The organism is Enterobacter cloacae complex sp. 394I7 (genome assembly GCF_057320345.1).
The window spans coordinates 1,145,690-1,160,860 of sequence record NZ_JBXWCR010000001.1 but is presented as its reverse complement, the minus strand read 5'-3'; the positions used below and the strand labels follow the sequence as shown (position 1 = coordinate 1,160,860).

General features: G+C 54.8%; 13 protein-coding genes. 3 read left to right on the top strand and 10 right to left on the bottom strand.

Features of this window, described 5'->3' with window-relative positions:
* Positions 1-29 precede the first annotated feature (29 nt).
* Positions 30-704, bottom strand: a complete 675-nt coding sequence (locus tag AC2FAP_RS05585) for a DUF3313 domain-containing protein (RefSeq protein ID WP_020884175.1) — start codon at positions 702-704, stop codon at positions 30-32.
* 135 nt (positions 705-839) lie between these two features.
* Positions 840-2,435 (bottom strand): ABC transporter substrate-binding protein, encoded by a 1,596-nt coding sequence (locus AC2FAP_RS05580; protein ID WP_485452852.1) that lies wholly within the window; start codon positions 2,433-2,435, stop codon positions 840-842.
* A 111-nt stretch (positions 2,436-2,546) separates the two neighbouring features.
* Between AC2FAP_RS05580 and pepT the strand changes: the two genes are divergently transcribed.
* Positions 2,547-3,776 carry a peptidase T gene (gene pepT / locus AC2FAP_RS05575; RefSeq protein WP_449541639.1) on the top strand — a complete coding sequence of 410 codons (1,230 nt, stop codon included), beginning with the start codon at positions 2,547-2,549 and terminating at the stop codon, positions 3,774-3,776.
* Here the strand turns inward: pepT and tehB are convergent.
* Positions 3,773-4,366, bottom strand: coding sequence for a tellurite resistance methyltransferase TehB (gene tehB / locus AC2FAP_RS05570; RefSeq protein ID WP_049022857.1), 594 nt, complete (start codon positions 4,364-4,366; stop codon positions 3,773-3,775). The genes pepT and tehB overlap by 4 nt on opposite strands.
* A complete protein-coding gene (gene tehA / locus AC2FAP_RS05565) occupies positions 4,366-5,367 on the bottom strand; it encodes a dicarboxylate transporter/tellurite-resistance protein TehA (RefSeq protein WP_047744633.1) in 1,002 nt (333 codons plus the stop codon). The genes tehB and tehA overlap by 1 nt, the downstream gene beginning before the upstream one ends.
* 122 nt (positions 5,368-5,489) lie before the next feature.
* On the opposite strand from tehA, the gene ydcK reads away from it, so the two are divergent.
* Positions 5,490-6,470 carry a YdcK family protein gene (ydcK, locus tag AC2FAP_RS05560; RefSeq protein ID WP_025204226.1) on the top strand — a complete coding sequence of 327 codons (981 nt, stop codon included), beginning with the start codon at positions 5,490-5,492 and terminating at the stop codon, positions 6,468-6,470.
* Here the strand turns inward: ydcK and rimL are convergent.
* From rimL to AC2FAP_RS05540, 4 genes are all read right to left on the bottom strand, one after another.
* Positions 6,465-7,013, bottom strand: coding sequence for a 50S ribosomal protein L7/L12-serine acetyltransferase (rimL, locus tag AC2FAP_RS05555; RefSeq protein ID WP_063214482.1), 549 nt, complete (start codon positions 7,011-7,013; stop codon positions 6,465-6,467). The genes ydcK and rimL overlap by 6 nt on opposite strands.
* Before the next feature lie 47 nt (positions 7,014-7,060).
* Entirely contained in the window at positions 7,061-8,716 is a 1,656-nt protein-coding gene (locus tag AC2FAP_RS05550) for a glucan biosynthesis protein D (RefSeq protein WP_049022859.1), read from the bottom strand.
* Positions 8,717-8,958: 242 nt separating this feature from the next.
* Positions 8,959-9,732 (bottom strand): transporter substrate-binding domain-containing protein, encoded by a 774-nt coding sequence (locus AC2FAP_RS05545; RefSeq protein WP_025204230.1) that lies wholly within the window; start codon positions 9,730-9,732, stop codon positions 8,959-8,961.
* A gap of 10 nt (positions 9,733-9,742) precedes the next feature.
* Positions 9,743-10,912: a pyridoxal phosphate-dependent aminotransferase gene (locus tag AC2FAP_RS05540; protein WP_014170012.1), complete on the bottom strand. Its 1,170-nt coding sequence runs from the start codon at positions 10,910-10,912 to the stop codon at positions 9,743-9,745.
* Between the two features lie 113 nt (positions 10,913-11,025).
* Between AC2FAP_RS05540 and AC2FAP_RS05535 the strand changes: the two genes are divergently transcribed.
* Positions 11,026-11,883 (top strand): LysR family transcriptional regulator, encoded by an 858-nt coding sequence (locus AC2FAP_RS05535; protein WP_020884185.1) that lies wholly within the window; start codon positions 11,026-11,028, stop codon positions 11,881-11,883.
* On the opposite strand, the gene AC2FAP_RS05530 is transcribed toward AC2FAP_RS05535, so the two are convergent.
* Positions 11,855-13,360, bottom strand: a complete 1,506-nt coding sequence (locus AC2FAP_RS05530) for a carboxylesterase/lipase family protein (protein WP_050736770.1) — start codon at positions 13,358-13,360, stop codon at positions 11,855-11,857. The genes AC2FAP_RS05535 and AC2FAP_RS05530 overlap by 29 nt on opposite strands.
* 42 nt (positions 13,361-13,402) lie before the next feature.
* Positions 13,403-14,746, bottom strand: a complete 1,344-nt coding sequence (gene hglS / locus AC2FAP_RS05525; RefSeq protein ID WP_014170009.1) for a 2-oxoadipate dioxygenase/decarboxylase HglS — start codon at positions 14,744-14,746, stop codon at positions 13,403-13,405.
* Between the last annotated feature and the right edge of the window lie 425 nt (positions 14,747-15,171).

Sequence of the window (15,171 nt, the reverse complement as noted above, 5' to 3'; positions counted from 1 at the left end):
AAGGCCTGCATTGCTGCAGGCCGTTTTGATTATTTCGCGGTTTTCTTAACATCAAACATGGTGGCATCCGTCGCCATGTCATCCACAACCTGTTTTAACGTTGCGAAGCCCATTGGCGTGTTTTCGTTCGCCAGCTCTTTACCTTCGCCTTTACGCACGACCTTCATGACCGGCTTATTCGTCGCCGAATCAATCAGCTCGCCTTCGAAGAAGAGATGGGTATCCATGGTGCGGTGCCCCGTTGCCATCTGCGTACCTGCAACCACTAACGCGACGGGCACTACTTCATAGAACTGCAGACCTTCTTTCTGCGAACTCACACCGGTAATCGCACCGCGGAAGATCAGGCTGTGTTTACCTGGCGTCGTAACAACAGGTTTACGCTGGCTGATTGCCGCTTTCATTTTGGTGTTGGTATAAGCCAGAAGCTCATCAAGCGTTTTTTGACCAATTTGGGTCGTTGGTTTTGGCGCTGGATAATAGGTGATTGGCGTCCATAAAATACTGTCGTAATTTGCCTCGTTATACGACGGGTCGACCCAACGCAGCGTCGGTTTACCCGTTGCGGACGTTGTTTGCTGCAATCCAGAATAATCTTTTAAAAAGCCTGAATATTGTTCGGGGGCGGCGACTTTAGACGAACAGCCCGCTAACGCCAACAGACCAGAAAGCACTGCAACTTTAAAAAAAGTGTGAGTACGCATGATGGTATTCCATGTTATCTGCAAGTATGCATTTGAAGTTATAGCAAAAGTCTGGCGGGTTTGTTGTGACAAAAAATGATGTAAGCAGCACAAATTGCGAAAAGATTGCCCGACTGAACGCCGGGCAGAGAAAAACTACTGATTAATATCAACCTGCCAGAACAAATGCTTGCCAAACGGATCGATTTCATAGCCCGTGACTTCCTTGGGCACCGGTTCAAAAATCGTCGAATGGGCAATCATTACTGCCGGCATCTGGTCATGCATCATCTGCTGGGCCTCTTTATACAGCGCCACGCGTTTATCATGATCGGTTATCGATTTCGCTTCAGCGATAATTTTATCAAATGGTTTGTAGCACCATTTGGCGGAATTAGATCCACCGTTAGCCGAAGTACAGGTAAATAACGGACCAAAGAAGTTATCCGGGTCGCCGGTTGCGGTGGTCCAGCCCATCAGCGCGGCCTGATGTTCACCGCCCTTCACCCGCTTAAGATACTCGCCCCATTCATAGGTGACGATTTTGGTCTGGACGCCAACCTTCGCCCAGTCGGCCTGAATCATCTCCGCCATCCGTTTTGCGTTCGGATTGTAGGGGCGCTGAACCGGCATCGCCCATAAATCGATGCTGATGCCGTTTGCAAAACCAGCCTCCTTCAACAACGCTTTCGCTTTCTCCGGATCGTAGTCGTAATCCTTCAGTTCGCTGTCGGCGCTCCAGACGCCCGGTGGCAGCAGGTTTTTCGCCGCCGTACCGGTGCCATGGAATACCGCGTCAATGATGGCCGGCTTATTGATGGCCATTGCCAGCGCCTGGCGAACCTTCACGTTATCCAGCGGAGGTTTTTGCGTATTGAAGGCCAGAAAACCGGTATTCAGCCCGGCTTTACTCATCAGATTAATGTCTTTGTTAGCCTTCATGCGCGGCAGGTCCGCCGGGTTTGGAAACGGCATCACCTGACATTCGTTCTTCTCGATTTTGGCAAAACGCACCGAGGCATCGGGCGTGATGCTAAACACCAGTCGATCCAGCTTCGATTTGCCCTGCCAGTACTCCGGAAACGCAGTGAACAGGATGCGCGAATCTTTCTGGTACTGCGCCAGCTTAAACGGCCCGGTGCCAATCGGGTCCATATCCACCTTTTCCGGCGTGCCGGCTTTCAGCATCGCGTCGGCATACTCCGCCGACAGGATCGAGGCGAAATACCACGCCAGATCGGCGACAAACGGCGCTTCCGGATGAGCGAGCGTAAAGCGCACGGTGTGGTCATCGACTTTATCAATGGCCGTGATCAGGCTACCGAACTCAAGGCTCTCGAAGTTGGAATAGCTGCCGTTAGAGACGTTGTGATAGGGATGGTTTACATCCTTCTGGCGCATAAATGAGAAAATCACGTCGTCGGCGTTAAAGTCGCGCGTCGGCCTGAACGATTTATTACTCTGGAATTTCACCCCTTTACGCAGATGGAAGGTATAAACCTTGCCGTCCTCGCTCACCTCCCAACGTTCCGCGAGGCTCGGGACCAGTTCCGTTGTACCCGCCCTGAAATCGACCAGCCGGTTATAGACCGGCACGGCACTGGCATCCACGCTGGTTCCCGACGTGTATAACTGAGGATTAAAGTTTTCCGGCGATCCTTCAGAGCAATACACCAGCGTTTTTGCCGCGACGGTGGAACTGACCGTGAGCGCAGCAAGTGCCAGCGTTAACATTGTGAGTTTGCTTTTCATCATTTATTCCTGTCTTTTTAATTCGACGGCTAATTAATTCTTTTGCCATTTCATAAATATCATTAAAGTGATGTAGCAAACACCTGAAAAATAAATACAGAAGGAATCACTATGGGCTCGGCACTCTCCAGACAATTAACGCACCGCTTCTTCCGCTATCTCGCCATCACCAGCCAGAGCGATCCCAGAGTGAACACCCTTCCCTCTACGCCGGGCCAGCACGACATGGCGCGTGAGCTAGCCCAGGAGCTGGCGCAGCTGGGTTTAGACGATATTGTCATTGATGAATACGCGACGGTTACTGCGGTTAAAAAAGGTAATGTAGCCGGGGCGCCACGCATCGGTTTTATTACCCATATTGATACCGTCGATGTCGGTTTATCACCGGATATTCATCCACAAATATTAAAATTTACGGGTGAAGACCTCTGTTTGAATAAAGAGAAATCAATCTGGTTACGCGTAAAAGAGCATCCGGAAATTCTGGCTTACCCGGGTGAAGAGATTATTTTCAGCGACGGGACCAGCGTATTAGGCGCAGATAATAAAGCCGCCGTCACCGTGGTCATGACGCTGCTGGAAAATCTGACGCCAGAACATCAGCATGGCGACATTGTGGTCGCGTTTGTGCCGGATGAGGAGATCGGCCTGTGTGGCGCGAAGGCGCTGGATCTAAACCGTTTTGACGTTGATTTTGCCTGGACCATCGACTGCTGTGAGCTGGGTGAGATTGTTTACGAGAACTTCAACGCCGCGGCGGCAGAAATTCGCTTTACCGGCGTAACGGCTCACCCCATGTCCGCCAAAGGCGTGCTGGTTAACCCACTGCTGATGGCGACAGACTTCATCAGCCATTTTGACCGCCAGCAAACCCCGGAATGCACCGAGGGGCGTGAAGGCTATATCTGGTTTAACGGCATTCAGGCGGGGCAAAACGAGGCCGTCTTAAAAGCGAATATCCGTGATTTCGATAAAGCAAATTTTGCCGCCCGCAAGCAGCAGATTGCCGATGCCGCGGCGTTGATTGCCGGACAGCATCCTACGGCAAAGGTGGAGTATCGCATTGAAGATACCTACAGCAATATCAGCAATGCGATTGGTGAGGATCGTCGCGCTATCGACCTGATGTTTGAGGCCATAGAATCCCTTGGGATCACGCCCAAACCGACGCCAATGCGCGGCGGTACTGACGGCGCAGCGCTCTCGGCAAAAGGCCTGCTCACGCCAAACTTCTTCACCGGCGCGCATAACTTCCACTCGAAGTTTGAGTTTTTGCCGCTGTCGTCGTTCGAGGCCTCATACAACACGGCCCTGCAGCTCTGCCTGCTGGCCGCCCGTTAAGCGGGCTTGCGCGCCAGCAGCGTGGCAAAACGCAGTTTGATGCGGTTACCGTTCTCGTCGGTGCGGTGCAGTTCGCCCACCTCTTCGTTGTACTTGAGCAACGCCCAGCCCTCGTAGTAGTTGCTCAGTTCACCGCTTTTGAACGCAAACGGGAAGCCGACGGTGCACGGGTAATCCGCCGTGTCCATCGCGGCAACAATCAGGTTATAACCGCCGGGTCTGGTGCAGCGCTGCATATTGCCGATCAGGCCCGGAATGGTTTTCGCTTCCAGGAACATCAGCACCACGGTAGAGAGAATAAAATTGTATTCGCCCTCAAAGCTCAGGTTGTTCAGATCTTTGATTGCCGTCTGCAGGTTTACGATGCCTTCTTCCGCTTTGATACGCTCAATATTATCGATACTCAGGGGATTTTTATCCCACGCGGTCACGTCGTAACCGTTGGCTGCCAGATAGAGGCTGTTACGCCCGTTACCACAGCCCAGATCCAGCGTTTTACCCGGTTTCACAATGCCCGCGCTGTACAGCACTTCTGAGTGCGTACGGGTTAAGCCATATTTCTCTGTGAAGTAATTTTCATCAACAGCCATTATTTTTCCTCAGATTGCATAAGCAGCGCTTTATCAGTGCGCACCAGAAGTTTGCCCTGTATCAGCAAGATAAACGTTCGTACCAGCAGCATCCCGATGATGACATTGGTAAAGATAAACAGTGGGACGGCAATGGCGTGGAAAAAGCCCGACGGACTGCTCTGCCCAAGATGAAGCCCCGTGGTGGCCAGGGCCGACACGCCAAATGAGAAGCTCCAGAACGAGGCGTTAAACGGCTGGGATAAATACCATGGCATCAGCCGTAACATAAACAGCAGTTGCAACAGGCCGTAGCCGAACAGCATTTTGGCGAATGTATCCGCCTCACCGCCATTGACGCTAAACCAGGCGCTGCAGGCCACCAGCGCGGGGGCCAGCTGAATACCCAGCGAGGTTCGCAGCGCGGAAGGCAACTCCCCGGCGCTACGAAGTCGTTGCAAAATTACCGGCTCAAGGCTGAGCCAGGAAAAAACGCCCGCCCCGAGAAACACCAGCCCGGCATCGTTAAACCCCAGCGCGCCGCACGCCATGGCGCTGATAAAGTTGTTTGCTACCGTGGGCAGATATAACCCCGGCGTGGTGGCCTCTTGCGGATGGTTACCGCGCCATAATCCGGCGCTTTGCCAGGCAGCATAAGCCAGCTGTATCACCACCCCGACGCCAAATAACACCAGTGACACCGGGCGCAGCCAGGGCACAAAACCGATGGCGACCAGCATCGTTGTGGCGGGAAAAAGGCTGACAAAACTGCTCATCACCGGGTGGCGCATCTCGGCCAGCACACTTCGCGGGAAACGGATCGCCCGGGCGATAAACGCCACCGTCAGCAAAAACCAAATCACAATCGCAAGGGCCACCAGGCTCTCACCAGGCCAGCGCGTTACGGGCCAGAGCGTGCTGGCGTATCGCCAGGCGAACCCCATCCCAATGATGCCAAGCACCATACCGAAGTAACCCGCGGGCAGGTTAAGCACTTGTTGAGCGTTGTTATTTTTATTCATTAATTTGAATTTTTAAAATGTATTTTAAATGCCATTTTAAGGGGTTTCCGCGACGGATGCCAGCACTACGAAACGCCGAAAGTTTGCTACGTTTAGTGGAGACGCTTACCCGAGACTCCATGATGAAAAAGTACAGGCTCAGCGAGGACACCCGCCTCTGGCAATGGAAAAACGGCGAGACAACGCACACGACGTCGTTACGACAGATTATTGCCACGGCGAATTTTAACGACATCGTGAGCGGCACGAAAGGCGGCTGGGTTGAAGATGAGAGCGCCCTCGCGCACGAAGGCGACTGCTGGATCTACGATGAAAACAGCGTCGTCTTTGCCGGTGCGACGGTGTCCGGCAACGCGCGCCTTACCCTGCCTTGCATCGTCAGTCATGACGCGCAGATTGGCGACAACTGCTGGCTGGACGGCGCGGAGGTCAGTCACGGTGCGCGCATAAGTGACAACGTCACGATACAGCAATCCTGTGTGCGCGGCGAATGCCATATTTTCGGCGAGGCGCGGGTGCTTCATAACAGCGTGGTGATTGCTGCCAAAGGGCTTACGCCGGACCATGAGCAGATCCTGAAAATTTATGACAAGGCGACGGTGAGCCAGTCACGCATTGTGCATCAGGCGCAAATCTACGGCGAAGCAATGGTTAATTATGCCTTCGTTGAACACCGGGCGGAAGTTTTCGACAGCGCCATCCTCGAAGGCAACGATCTCAATAACGTCTGGGTATGTGACTGCGCAAAAGTGTACGGTAACGCCCGCGTCATTGCCGGTTTTGACGACGATGCCATCCCTACCGTCCGCTACAGCTCTCAGGTGGCAGAGAACGCGGTGGTGGAAGGAAATTGTGTCATTAAACACCACGTCCTGATTGGCGGTCAGGCCTGGCTGCGCGGCGGCCCTATCCTGCTTGACGATAAGGTCGTGATCCAGGGGCGGGCGCGTATCAGCGGCGATGTGCTTATTGAGCATCGGGTTGAAATCACCGACGATGCGGTGATTGAGGCTTTTGCCGGTGAGAACATCCACCTGCGCGGAGAAAAAGTTATTAACGGCGACCAGCGCATCACCCGTACGCCTCTGTTGGGGGCGTTATAGCGGGTAAATTTTGCCGTAGAGATTCACATCGTCAAAACGGCCATTCAGGAACTCTGCTTCCCGCAGGCACCCCTCCAGCGTAAAACCGTTGCGCAGGGCAACGTTGTTGCTGGGTTTATTCGCCACCCGACACTTAATGACAAAACGGCGGATCTCGCCTCGCTCGACGTAATAGCGCATAAATGCCTGCAGCGCCTGCGACAGAATGCCCTGTCCCTGATGCGCCTCATCCAGCCAGTAACCGATGTATCCGGCTTTGTTGGCGGGTTCAATCGCATTAAACGACAGCACGCCGACCAGGTCCTCATCCTTGAAAATCAGAAACATTTTGGCGTAGCCGCGCTGGTGCAGCATCTGATTACTCAGCACATTACGACGGGTGTCATCTTCGGTGCCCACATGCTGCGCCCAGTCAAAGGCGGTTTGCAGCCAGGCTTTGTTTCTGATGACCATGTTGTGCAGATCGGCGGTATAGCGCTCTTCGACGGCGCGAAGCTCGAGATGGTCAGTCACCGGGATAATTTCAGATTCAGTGGCGGTCATGGTCCCTTCCCGTCACCCTCTCCCCGCCGGGGAGAGGGAATAAATGGTCAACGCATGATGCGATCGTCAACGTAGTTACGTTTGTCCGGCGCAGGCGGGAAATACTGATACAGCCAGGTCTCACTGATCGCATCCCCCTGGCAGCGCAGGAACAGGCGCATGTCCACCGGTTCGGTCGAATCCGAGGTAGGATACCAGTCGAACAGAATGCGATAGCCGTCAAACGGCTCAACGTAGAGGATCTCAACCTGCTTCGCTTCGCCGCTGGAGAGGGTAATGACCGGCTCAATGCCTTTTGGCGCGGCAGCTTTCAGATCGCCCCCGACGAAGTCGATAGCAAAGCGACGGGCCCACACTTTCGGGTAGTTTTCGCCCGGCGCCCAGCCTTCCGGGAACCCACCCATACCGGTGCGGGTCGCAAAGACATTCGCCAGTGGGGAACGGACCGGCGGCATGGCGCTCCAGTAAAGACGGTATTTAAAGTCCAGCTCATCGCCCGCTTTCACCGGTTTTTCTGGCTGCCAGAAGCAGACCACGTTATCCAGTGTTTCACCCGTTGTCGGGATCTCCATCAGGCCAACCGCACCTTTACCCCAGTCGTTACGCGGCTCCACCCAGAGGCCTGGGCGTTTGTTATACCAGCCCATGACGTCCTGATAATGCGAGAAATCGCGATCGAGCTGGAGCAAGCCGAACCCTTTCGGGTTTTTGTCCACAAACGCATTGAACTGCAGCTTCTGCGGGTTGTTCAGCGGACGGCAAATCCACTCCCCGTTACCGCGCCACATGGCGAGACGGTCGGAGTCATGAATTTGCGGGTGGATGGTATCGCACATGCGGCGTTCGTTTGTACCGCAGCTGAACATACTGGTCATCGGCGCAATGCCGAGCTGTTTAATGTCTTTACGCGCATAGAGATGGTTTTCCACCTCCATGATCACCTGGCTCTTCTCGCAGTGGATCACGAACTTATACGCACCGGTGATGCTTGGGCTGTCCAGCAGCGTATAGACGGTGAAGGTGGTGTCGCCCGGTTTGACGGTTTCAAACCAGAACGCGGTGAAGTCAGGGAACTCTTCCGGCGTGTCGGTAAAGGTATCCACCGCCAGACCCCGCGCGGAAAGACCATACTGATAGGTATCATCAACCGCACGGAAATAGCTCGCCCCCAGGAATGAGACGATATCGCGACGCGCCAGTTCCGGTGCCTTGAAGGCACGGAAACCGGCAAACCCAAGATCGCTTTGCCCTTCCAGCTGCTTCGTATCAACACCGGTTTCACCGTAGCTGAACAGCTCAGGACGGAAGTGGATTTCGCGCGCCTGTGACGTTGACTGATCCAGCGAGAACATGCGCACGCGGCGACGGAAACCCATGCCCATATGGAAGAACTGCACGTCCAGCTGACGGCCTTCAATGTTATTCCACAGTGACTGTTTTTCATCGTAACGGATGGCGTTATAGGCCTGCGGCGTCATGGTCGCCAGCGTGTCCGGTAACGGTCGCGGTGCTCCGCCCCACGAGGTTTTCGCCAGGTCATGGGCCATGGATTGCAGTACGGAGAAGTCAAAACGACGGCTCTGACCGTCAGCAATGTCAGAGTCAGCAGCGTAAGCCGCTTTGGAAAACAGGGAAGCAAGGCCAGTTGTGCCGCTCAGGGCTGCCATTGCCAGCGAGCCTTTTAGAAAACGTCTGCGATTCATGCCTGGAAAAACGTCCTTATGGTCGTGTGAATGTGTTTCGCACTCGGCGAAATGACGGCAAGAAAGAACGCACAGCCTAAACAAAAATGGTTAAGAATCCAATTGTTGGGCGGCGATTATCTGTACAAAGTGCGAAATATTTTCTGTCGACCAGAACGACCCGAAAAAGGTGTAAAGAAAGGTATAAAGACGTGTATAAAAATGCCCCGGCTGGACATCGTCAGTCGGGGCAAATGAGGCGGTTATTTTACGCTGACATCGATACCTGGGAAGTACTTATCAGCGAGTTTAGCGATCGTGCCATCGGCACGCACTTTATCAATTGCGGCATCAAGTTGCTTTTTGGTGGCCTCGTCCCCTTTACGCAACCCAAAGCCGATCCCACTGCCGAGGATAGTGTCGTCCGACACCGGTTTGCCGATAAAGCCAAACCCTTTCCCCTGCGGCTTGCTGAGGAAACCTGCCTGCCCGGCCGCGGACATAACCAGCGAGGCGTCGATACGGCCATTCAGCAGATCGCCCCAGGCCATATTCTGATCTTTATAAGACACCACGGTGACACCCTGCTTTTCCCAGTGCTCTTTCGCGTAGGTTTCCTGAATTGAGCCCTGCAGGACACCGATGGTTTTGCCCTTAAGCCCCGCGGGCGTTGCCTCTACCGCGGTACCGGCCTTGCCAACGAGCTGCGACGGGATGCGGTAAATCGGCTGGGTAAAATCAATACTTTTACGTCGCTGTTCGGTGATGTTCATCGCCGAGTTAATGGCATCAAATTTCTTCGCCACCAGGCCCGGTATTAACGCATCAAAAGAGGTTTCAACCCAGGTGCATTTCAGCGCTGCGGCTTTGCAGATGGCATTGCCCAGCTCAACGTCAAACCCTTCCAGTTCGCCAGCAGCATTTCGGCTTTCAAACGGCGGATATTCCGCCTCCAGCCCGTACCGCAGTTCGGTAGCCGCGAATGACGAAAACGTACACAGCAATCCCATGCCGACAACTAACGCGCGTAATTTCATCTCCAACTCCTTAGCGTGGTTTAACCCGACACAGGGCCTGGGCACCTGCCCGTAACGTCGCCTCATCTTTCGCAAAAGAGAGACGAATCAATTTATTATCCGTACCATCCGCATAAAACGCCGACAGCGGAATGGTGGCCACTCCATATTCAACGATCAGCCGTTTCACCAGTTCACTGTCGCGCTCATCGCTAAACTGGCTGTAGTCGGCCAGCAGGAAAAACGAACCGGCGCTCGGCAAGAGTCTGAACGGTGATGCTTCCAGCAAACTTTGCAGCAGATCGCGTTTGCGCTGATAAAACGCCGCCAGCGACAGCCAGGTTTGCGGGTCAATCATGTGCTCTGCAAACGCATGCTGCATTGGCGTATCGGCAGAAAACATCAGAAATTGATGGACTTTACAAATCTCATCCATCAGTACCGCCGGAGCAACACAGTAACCCACGCGCCAGCCGGTCACGTGATAGGTTTTTCCGAAGGAAGAGATAATGACGCTCCGCTCCGCCAGCTGCGGATGTGTCGCCATACCGTGGTGCGGTTCACCATCAAAGACGACGTGTTCGTACACTTCGTCAGACAAAATAATGATATCGGTATTGCGGGTCACCGCCACCAGCTGCTGCAGGTCCTCTGCTGAAAAGACCTGCCCGCTCGGGTTATGCGGGGTATTGATGATAATCATGCGCGTACGTGGGGTGATCGCCGCACGGACTTCATCCCAGTTGACGGCAAAATCCGGCACCGTCAGTTTAATGGCAACCGGCGTGGCCCCCTGCAGGCGAACAATCGGGGCGTAACTGTCAAACGACGGTTCAAAGTAGATCACTTCGTCGCCCGGGTGCACCAGCCCGCTGATCGCCGAATAGAGTCCTTCACTGGCACTGGCGGTGACCAGCACTTCGCTGGCCGGGTCATAGTGCGTGCCGTAGAGGGTGGCAATTTTATCCGCAATACGCTCTTTAAGCGGCTGCAGGCCGGTCATTGCCGCGTACTGGTTGTGCCCTGCCTCCATCGCCCGGGTCACCCCGGCGACCAGTTTGGGATCGCAGGAAAAATTGGGTGCACCCTGAGAAAGATTGATGGCGTTATGCCGGGCGGAGAGCTGGCCGATAACGGTAAAAATCGTGGTCCCCACATCGGGTAATTTGGAACGGGTGTGCACCGGAGTGTGTAACGTCATCCTCTTTCCTTTCTCATGATAAATGCATAACTATTCAAACAACAAGTCAGTTGTCGGGACAATCGAATTGTTGTCATAATAGCCATGAGAAAAACGCATACCTGAGGTGTTTAATGTCGCGCCGTTCGCTCCCGCTTAATGCCATCGACGCCTTTTTAGTCACCGCGCGTCATCTGAATCTGACCCATGCCGCAACAGAACTCTGTCTGACGCAGGGAGCCGTAAGTCGCAAAATCGCCACCCTTGAAGCGTGGTTCGGCTTTCCGCTGTTCGAGCGCCATGCGCGCGGCCTGCGCCTCTCCCCACAGGGCAGCGCCCTGCTTCCGGAATTGCAATCCACTTTTGAAACGCTGCTGACCCTGGCCGATCGGGCCCGTACCCAGCAAACCGTGATCCGACTCAAAGCACCCACCTGCGCCATGCGCTGGCTGGTGCCTCGTCTGCTGGAGGTGGAACGCGAGCAGCCGGATCTGCAGATAGCATTGACCACCACTACGGACCATAACGTCAATTTCAAAACGGAATCTTACGACGCGGCCATTGTATTTGGCACCCATATGAGCGCGGGCGATCTGCTGTTTGAAGAGGCGTTAACCCCGGTAATGAGCCCCCTGCGAGCAGGTTGCGAACTGGGTGCGTTAACCTTCCTTCACCCGACACGGGATAAGACAGACTGGTCATTGTGGCTGGCGAAGCAGGAAGGCCCGGGGGTTGTTATGCACAAAAATCAACACTTCGACACGATGGACCTTGCCATCACGGCCGCCATTCAGGGGCTGGGGGTGGCCATTGCTGACGAAACGCTGGTGGAAGAAGATGTCCGCGCCGGAAGGCTGGCGCGACCTTTTGAGAGCAGCATTAAAACGGGTGCGAGCTACAGACTGGTTCTGCGCGAATCGCCTGGCCAGGAAAATGGGCTGGCGGCGTTTCGCGCCTGCCTGCTCAGTCGAGGCTCACATGGTGTTTCATGACGCGCTTAAAGAGGCTCATGCGCGCGCGCATAAAGCGGTTTTCAAGCCTGAAACCTGCATGTTTATTCACGCCGATACGTAGCAGCACGTCCCTTCCTTTTCGACAGGCCGGCCAGTGCGTCGGGCCAGGAAGACTTTCCCGGTGACCGGCGTCACGCGCAAAACTCACCCAATAATCTGCAACCTGCGCTGCGAATTGCCGGTCTCGCGCATTAACGTAGTGGCAGGAAGGCTCAATCTCACCAAGGGTGTCAAACACGTACGGCACCTCATTACCGTGCCAGGCACCGTTGATATAGGTTGCGTGCTCTGCTTCCGCCACATAGTCGAACCAGTAACGCCAGCACAAGCCGCCCACGCGCTGCTGGGCCTGCATCACCACATATCCCATGGTGGTAAAAGCCATATCCCGGCACACCTGCCTGCCAAGCTCCACATCCCCTTTCACCCCCGGATAGAGCAGTTTGATCAGCCCCAGTCCAAAGCGACGTTCACGGCGAAGCTTCTGGATCTGACCGGCGAGATCGATACCAAATACCGCCATCACGCTGGCTTCGTCACTGTTCGACCCGATCATCACCGGAACAGGATGCTGACGCGCGGCAAAGAACACATCGAGCATTGATTCCGGCAGAACACAGTCTCCGACGATGGGGGCCGGGGCGATGTTCAGCGGCGCGGCCAGCGGCCAGAACGCTTCGGGTGGAATGGCACGTAACTGTTCTGCTGACGCCTCCTCAAGGCCGAAATGCGCCGCCAGCGCTTCCCCTTTTTGCAGGGCCTGTTCCCGCGGCGTATCCGGCAGGGTGTATCCGCTTTGCACAATCGCCTTGTGGAAGAGTCCCTTCGCCAGCGGAGACGCCAGCAGCGACAGCACGCTGCGCGCGCCGGCGGATTCGCCAAACAGGGTGACGTTGTCAGGATCGCCACCGAAAGCGGCAATATTCTCCCGAACCCATTCAAGGGCAGCGATCTGATCCAGCAGCGCAAAGTTATGCACCACCCGGTCTTCTTCTCCCTCCAGCGCAGGATGGGCAAAGAAGCCAAGGTGACCAAGACGGTAATTGATCGTCACAACCACCACGCCGCGCGTTGCCAGCGCCTTACCGTTATAGGGCGGCAGGCCACCCGCGCCAATGGTAAACCCCCCGCCGTGTAGCCAGACCATGACGGGAAGCGGCGTCGGGCGCTCGACGGGTGACCAGACGTTAAGATACAGACAATCTTCTGAAAACCTGCCGGGGTCGCCACCGCCTAACGCCTGGCAATACTCACTGTTCTGCCAGCTTGAGGGCGAAAAAGCGGTGGCCAGACGCAGCCCCTCCCAGCGTTCAGGCGGCCGTGGCGAACGCCAGCGCCAGTTGCCAACGGGAGGCGCCGCATAGGGAATACCACACCAGAGATGAACGTTTTCATCCGTTAAACCAGACAGTGCGCCCTGGCGCGTTTCAATCACAGGGGCGGAGGGATTTTGCATAACAACCTTCTGTTTCCATCACACCCCAGAAGAGTAACGATTTCAGAGCAAACCGCAACGCTGTTTGCTGCGGATTTCAGCCTCCTGATAGAGCATGAACTCATCGTACACCGGGCAACCCAGCGCCGCTTCGAACGCGTCGCGACTGGCGTTACCGTGGCTACGCGCCTGGGTTTCATTGCCCAGATTCGACTGGAAAATCCCTGCGGCACTGACCGGGAGGAAATCTTCATAGGTAATCGGCTGAGCGACAACCCACCCGCGCTCAATTAACGGTTGTGGATCGTCTCCCGGACGAAACGCATGTCGATGCGCTTCCCCGGATGGCGTCAGGCGATAGCGGAAATAGGCCAGCTCCTGACGGCGCATCAACAATTCGCTGTCCGGGAAGGCGCTGAAGATCTCGCGCAAATGGAGCTGGTGCGTCATGTTGTCTTTACCGGTACCGGCCTCTGCAAGCAGGCTGTCATAAAGCGCACGACCTTTTGGCGTCAGCGCCACGCCGCGCTGTTCAATTTCGCCAAAGCGCGCGGTATGCGTTCCTGTATGCTCCCCGGCAAACAGCACCGGCTCTTCCAGCGCTTTAAAGCTGGTCTGGCGCAGTAATACGGGAACCTCGCGGCGCGGTGGTCCTTCAATCAGAATTTTGGGTTCAATCCCGTACTTCGGCATCAGCTCCTGCACCCGGTCAATATCCAGCGTACGTGGCGTGAGGTGGTTGATATGGCACCCCGGGAAACAGACCACATCCGCAATCAGTCGGTGCTCGTTATGCAATGCCAGATAGGTCTCCTGGTCGACCGTCGCATGACGATGCCAGCGGAAGGTTTCTAACGCCTCCTGTACAAACGCCTGCGCCTGCGCATCCGTAAAGTGCCCTTCTGCCTCATGCAGCGCGATAAGCTCCAGACAACGCGGGGTAAAGATATTGCGGTGAGACAGGATCTCCGCGGCGCGCTCACGCAGGACGACGTTGTCAATCAATTCGAGGCGCAGCAGCGAGGTAAAGATACGAAACGGATTTCGGCACAGCGCCGCATCATCGACCGGGCGAAACGCCGTGGAGTGGACGGGCACGCCCGCCTGAGAGAGGTCATAATAGCTGACCGGGTACATGCCCATAATGGCAAACATACGACGCAAGGTCGAAAGCTCTTGCGCGGTACCCACGCGGATCGCCCCGTGACGCTCCACATTCAGGCGCGCCAGTTCATCCGCGTTCGCCAGTTGTTCATGTAATAGTGGGTTATTTTCCAGAACCGCCAGGTTTACGTCCGCAACCAGGTCGAGCAAGGTGCCGTACTGCGGAACTTCCTGCTGGTACATCGCCGACATAGCCTGCGAAAAGTGTTCCCGAATATCATCAGCCGTGATGGTGTTCGCCATGATGTCATGCCTCCAGTGAATATTACCTGGAGTGTAGAGAAACCCGTTCCCTCTGGGGGGAAGAATTTCCGATTTGTGATCTTAAGACAGGAGTGGTTAAAGCGTGTGCTGGCCTGCCCTGACACCCATATGACCTGGCAGATTCACCTTCTCTAAATAAAGCGTTTTCTGATCAAACTGTATTATTAATAACCTCATCGCTTAACCATTAAGAGGTAATAAATAGCATTATCTTAAGAGGTAATATCTCATTAAAAACAAATATTAGTGGCATATATCTTATTTCGTTAACGCAACAAGCGGATTTTCAATATTTCTCCTTAAGATTAATCTGTAATTTTTAGACTGCCGCACGCGCTTCAGGCATAAACAATGCAAGAAAAACAGTTATCCCCTGCAGCTCGCGGATTAACCCCATGAAGACA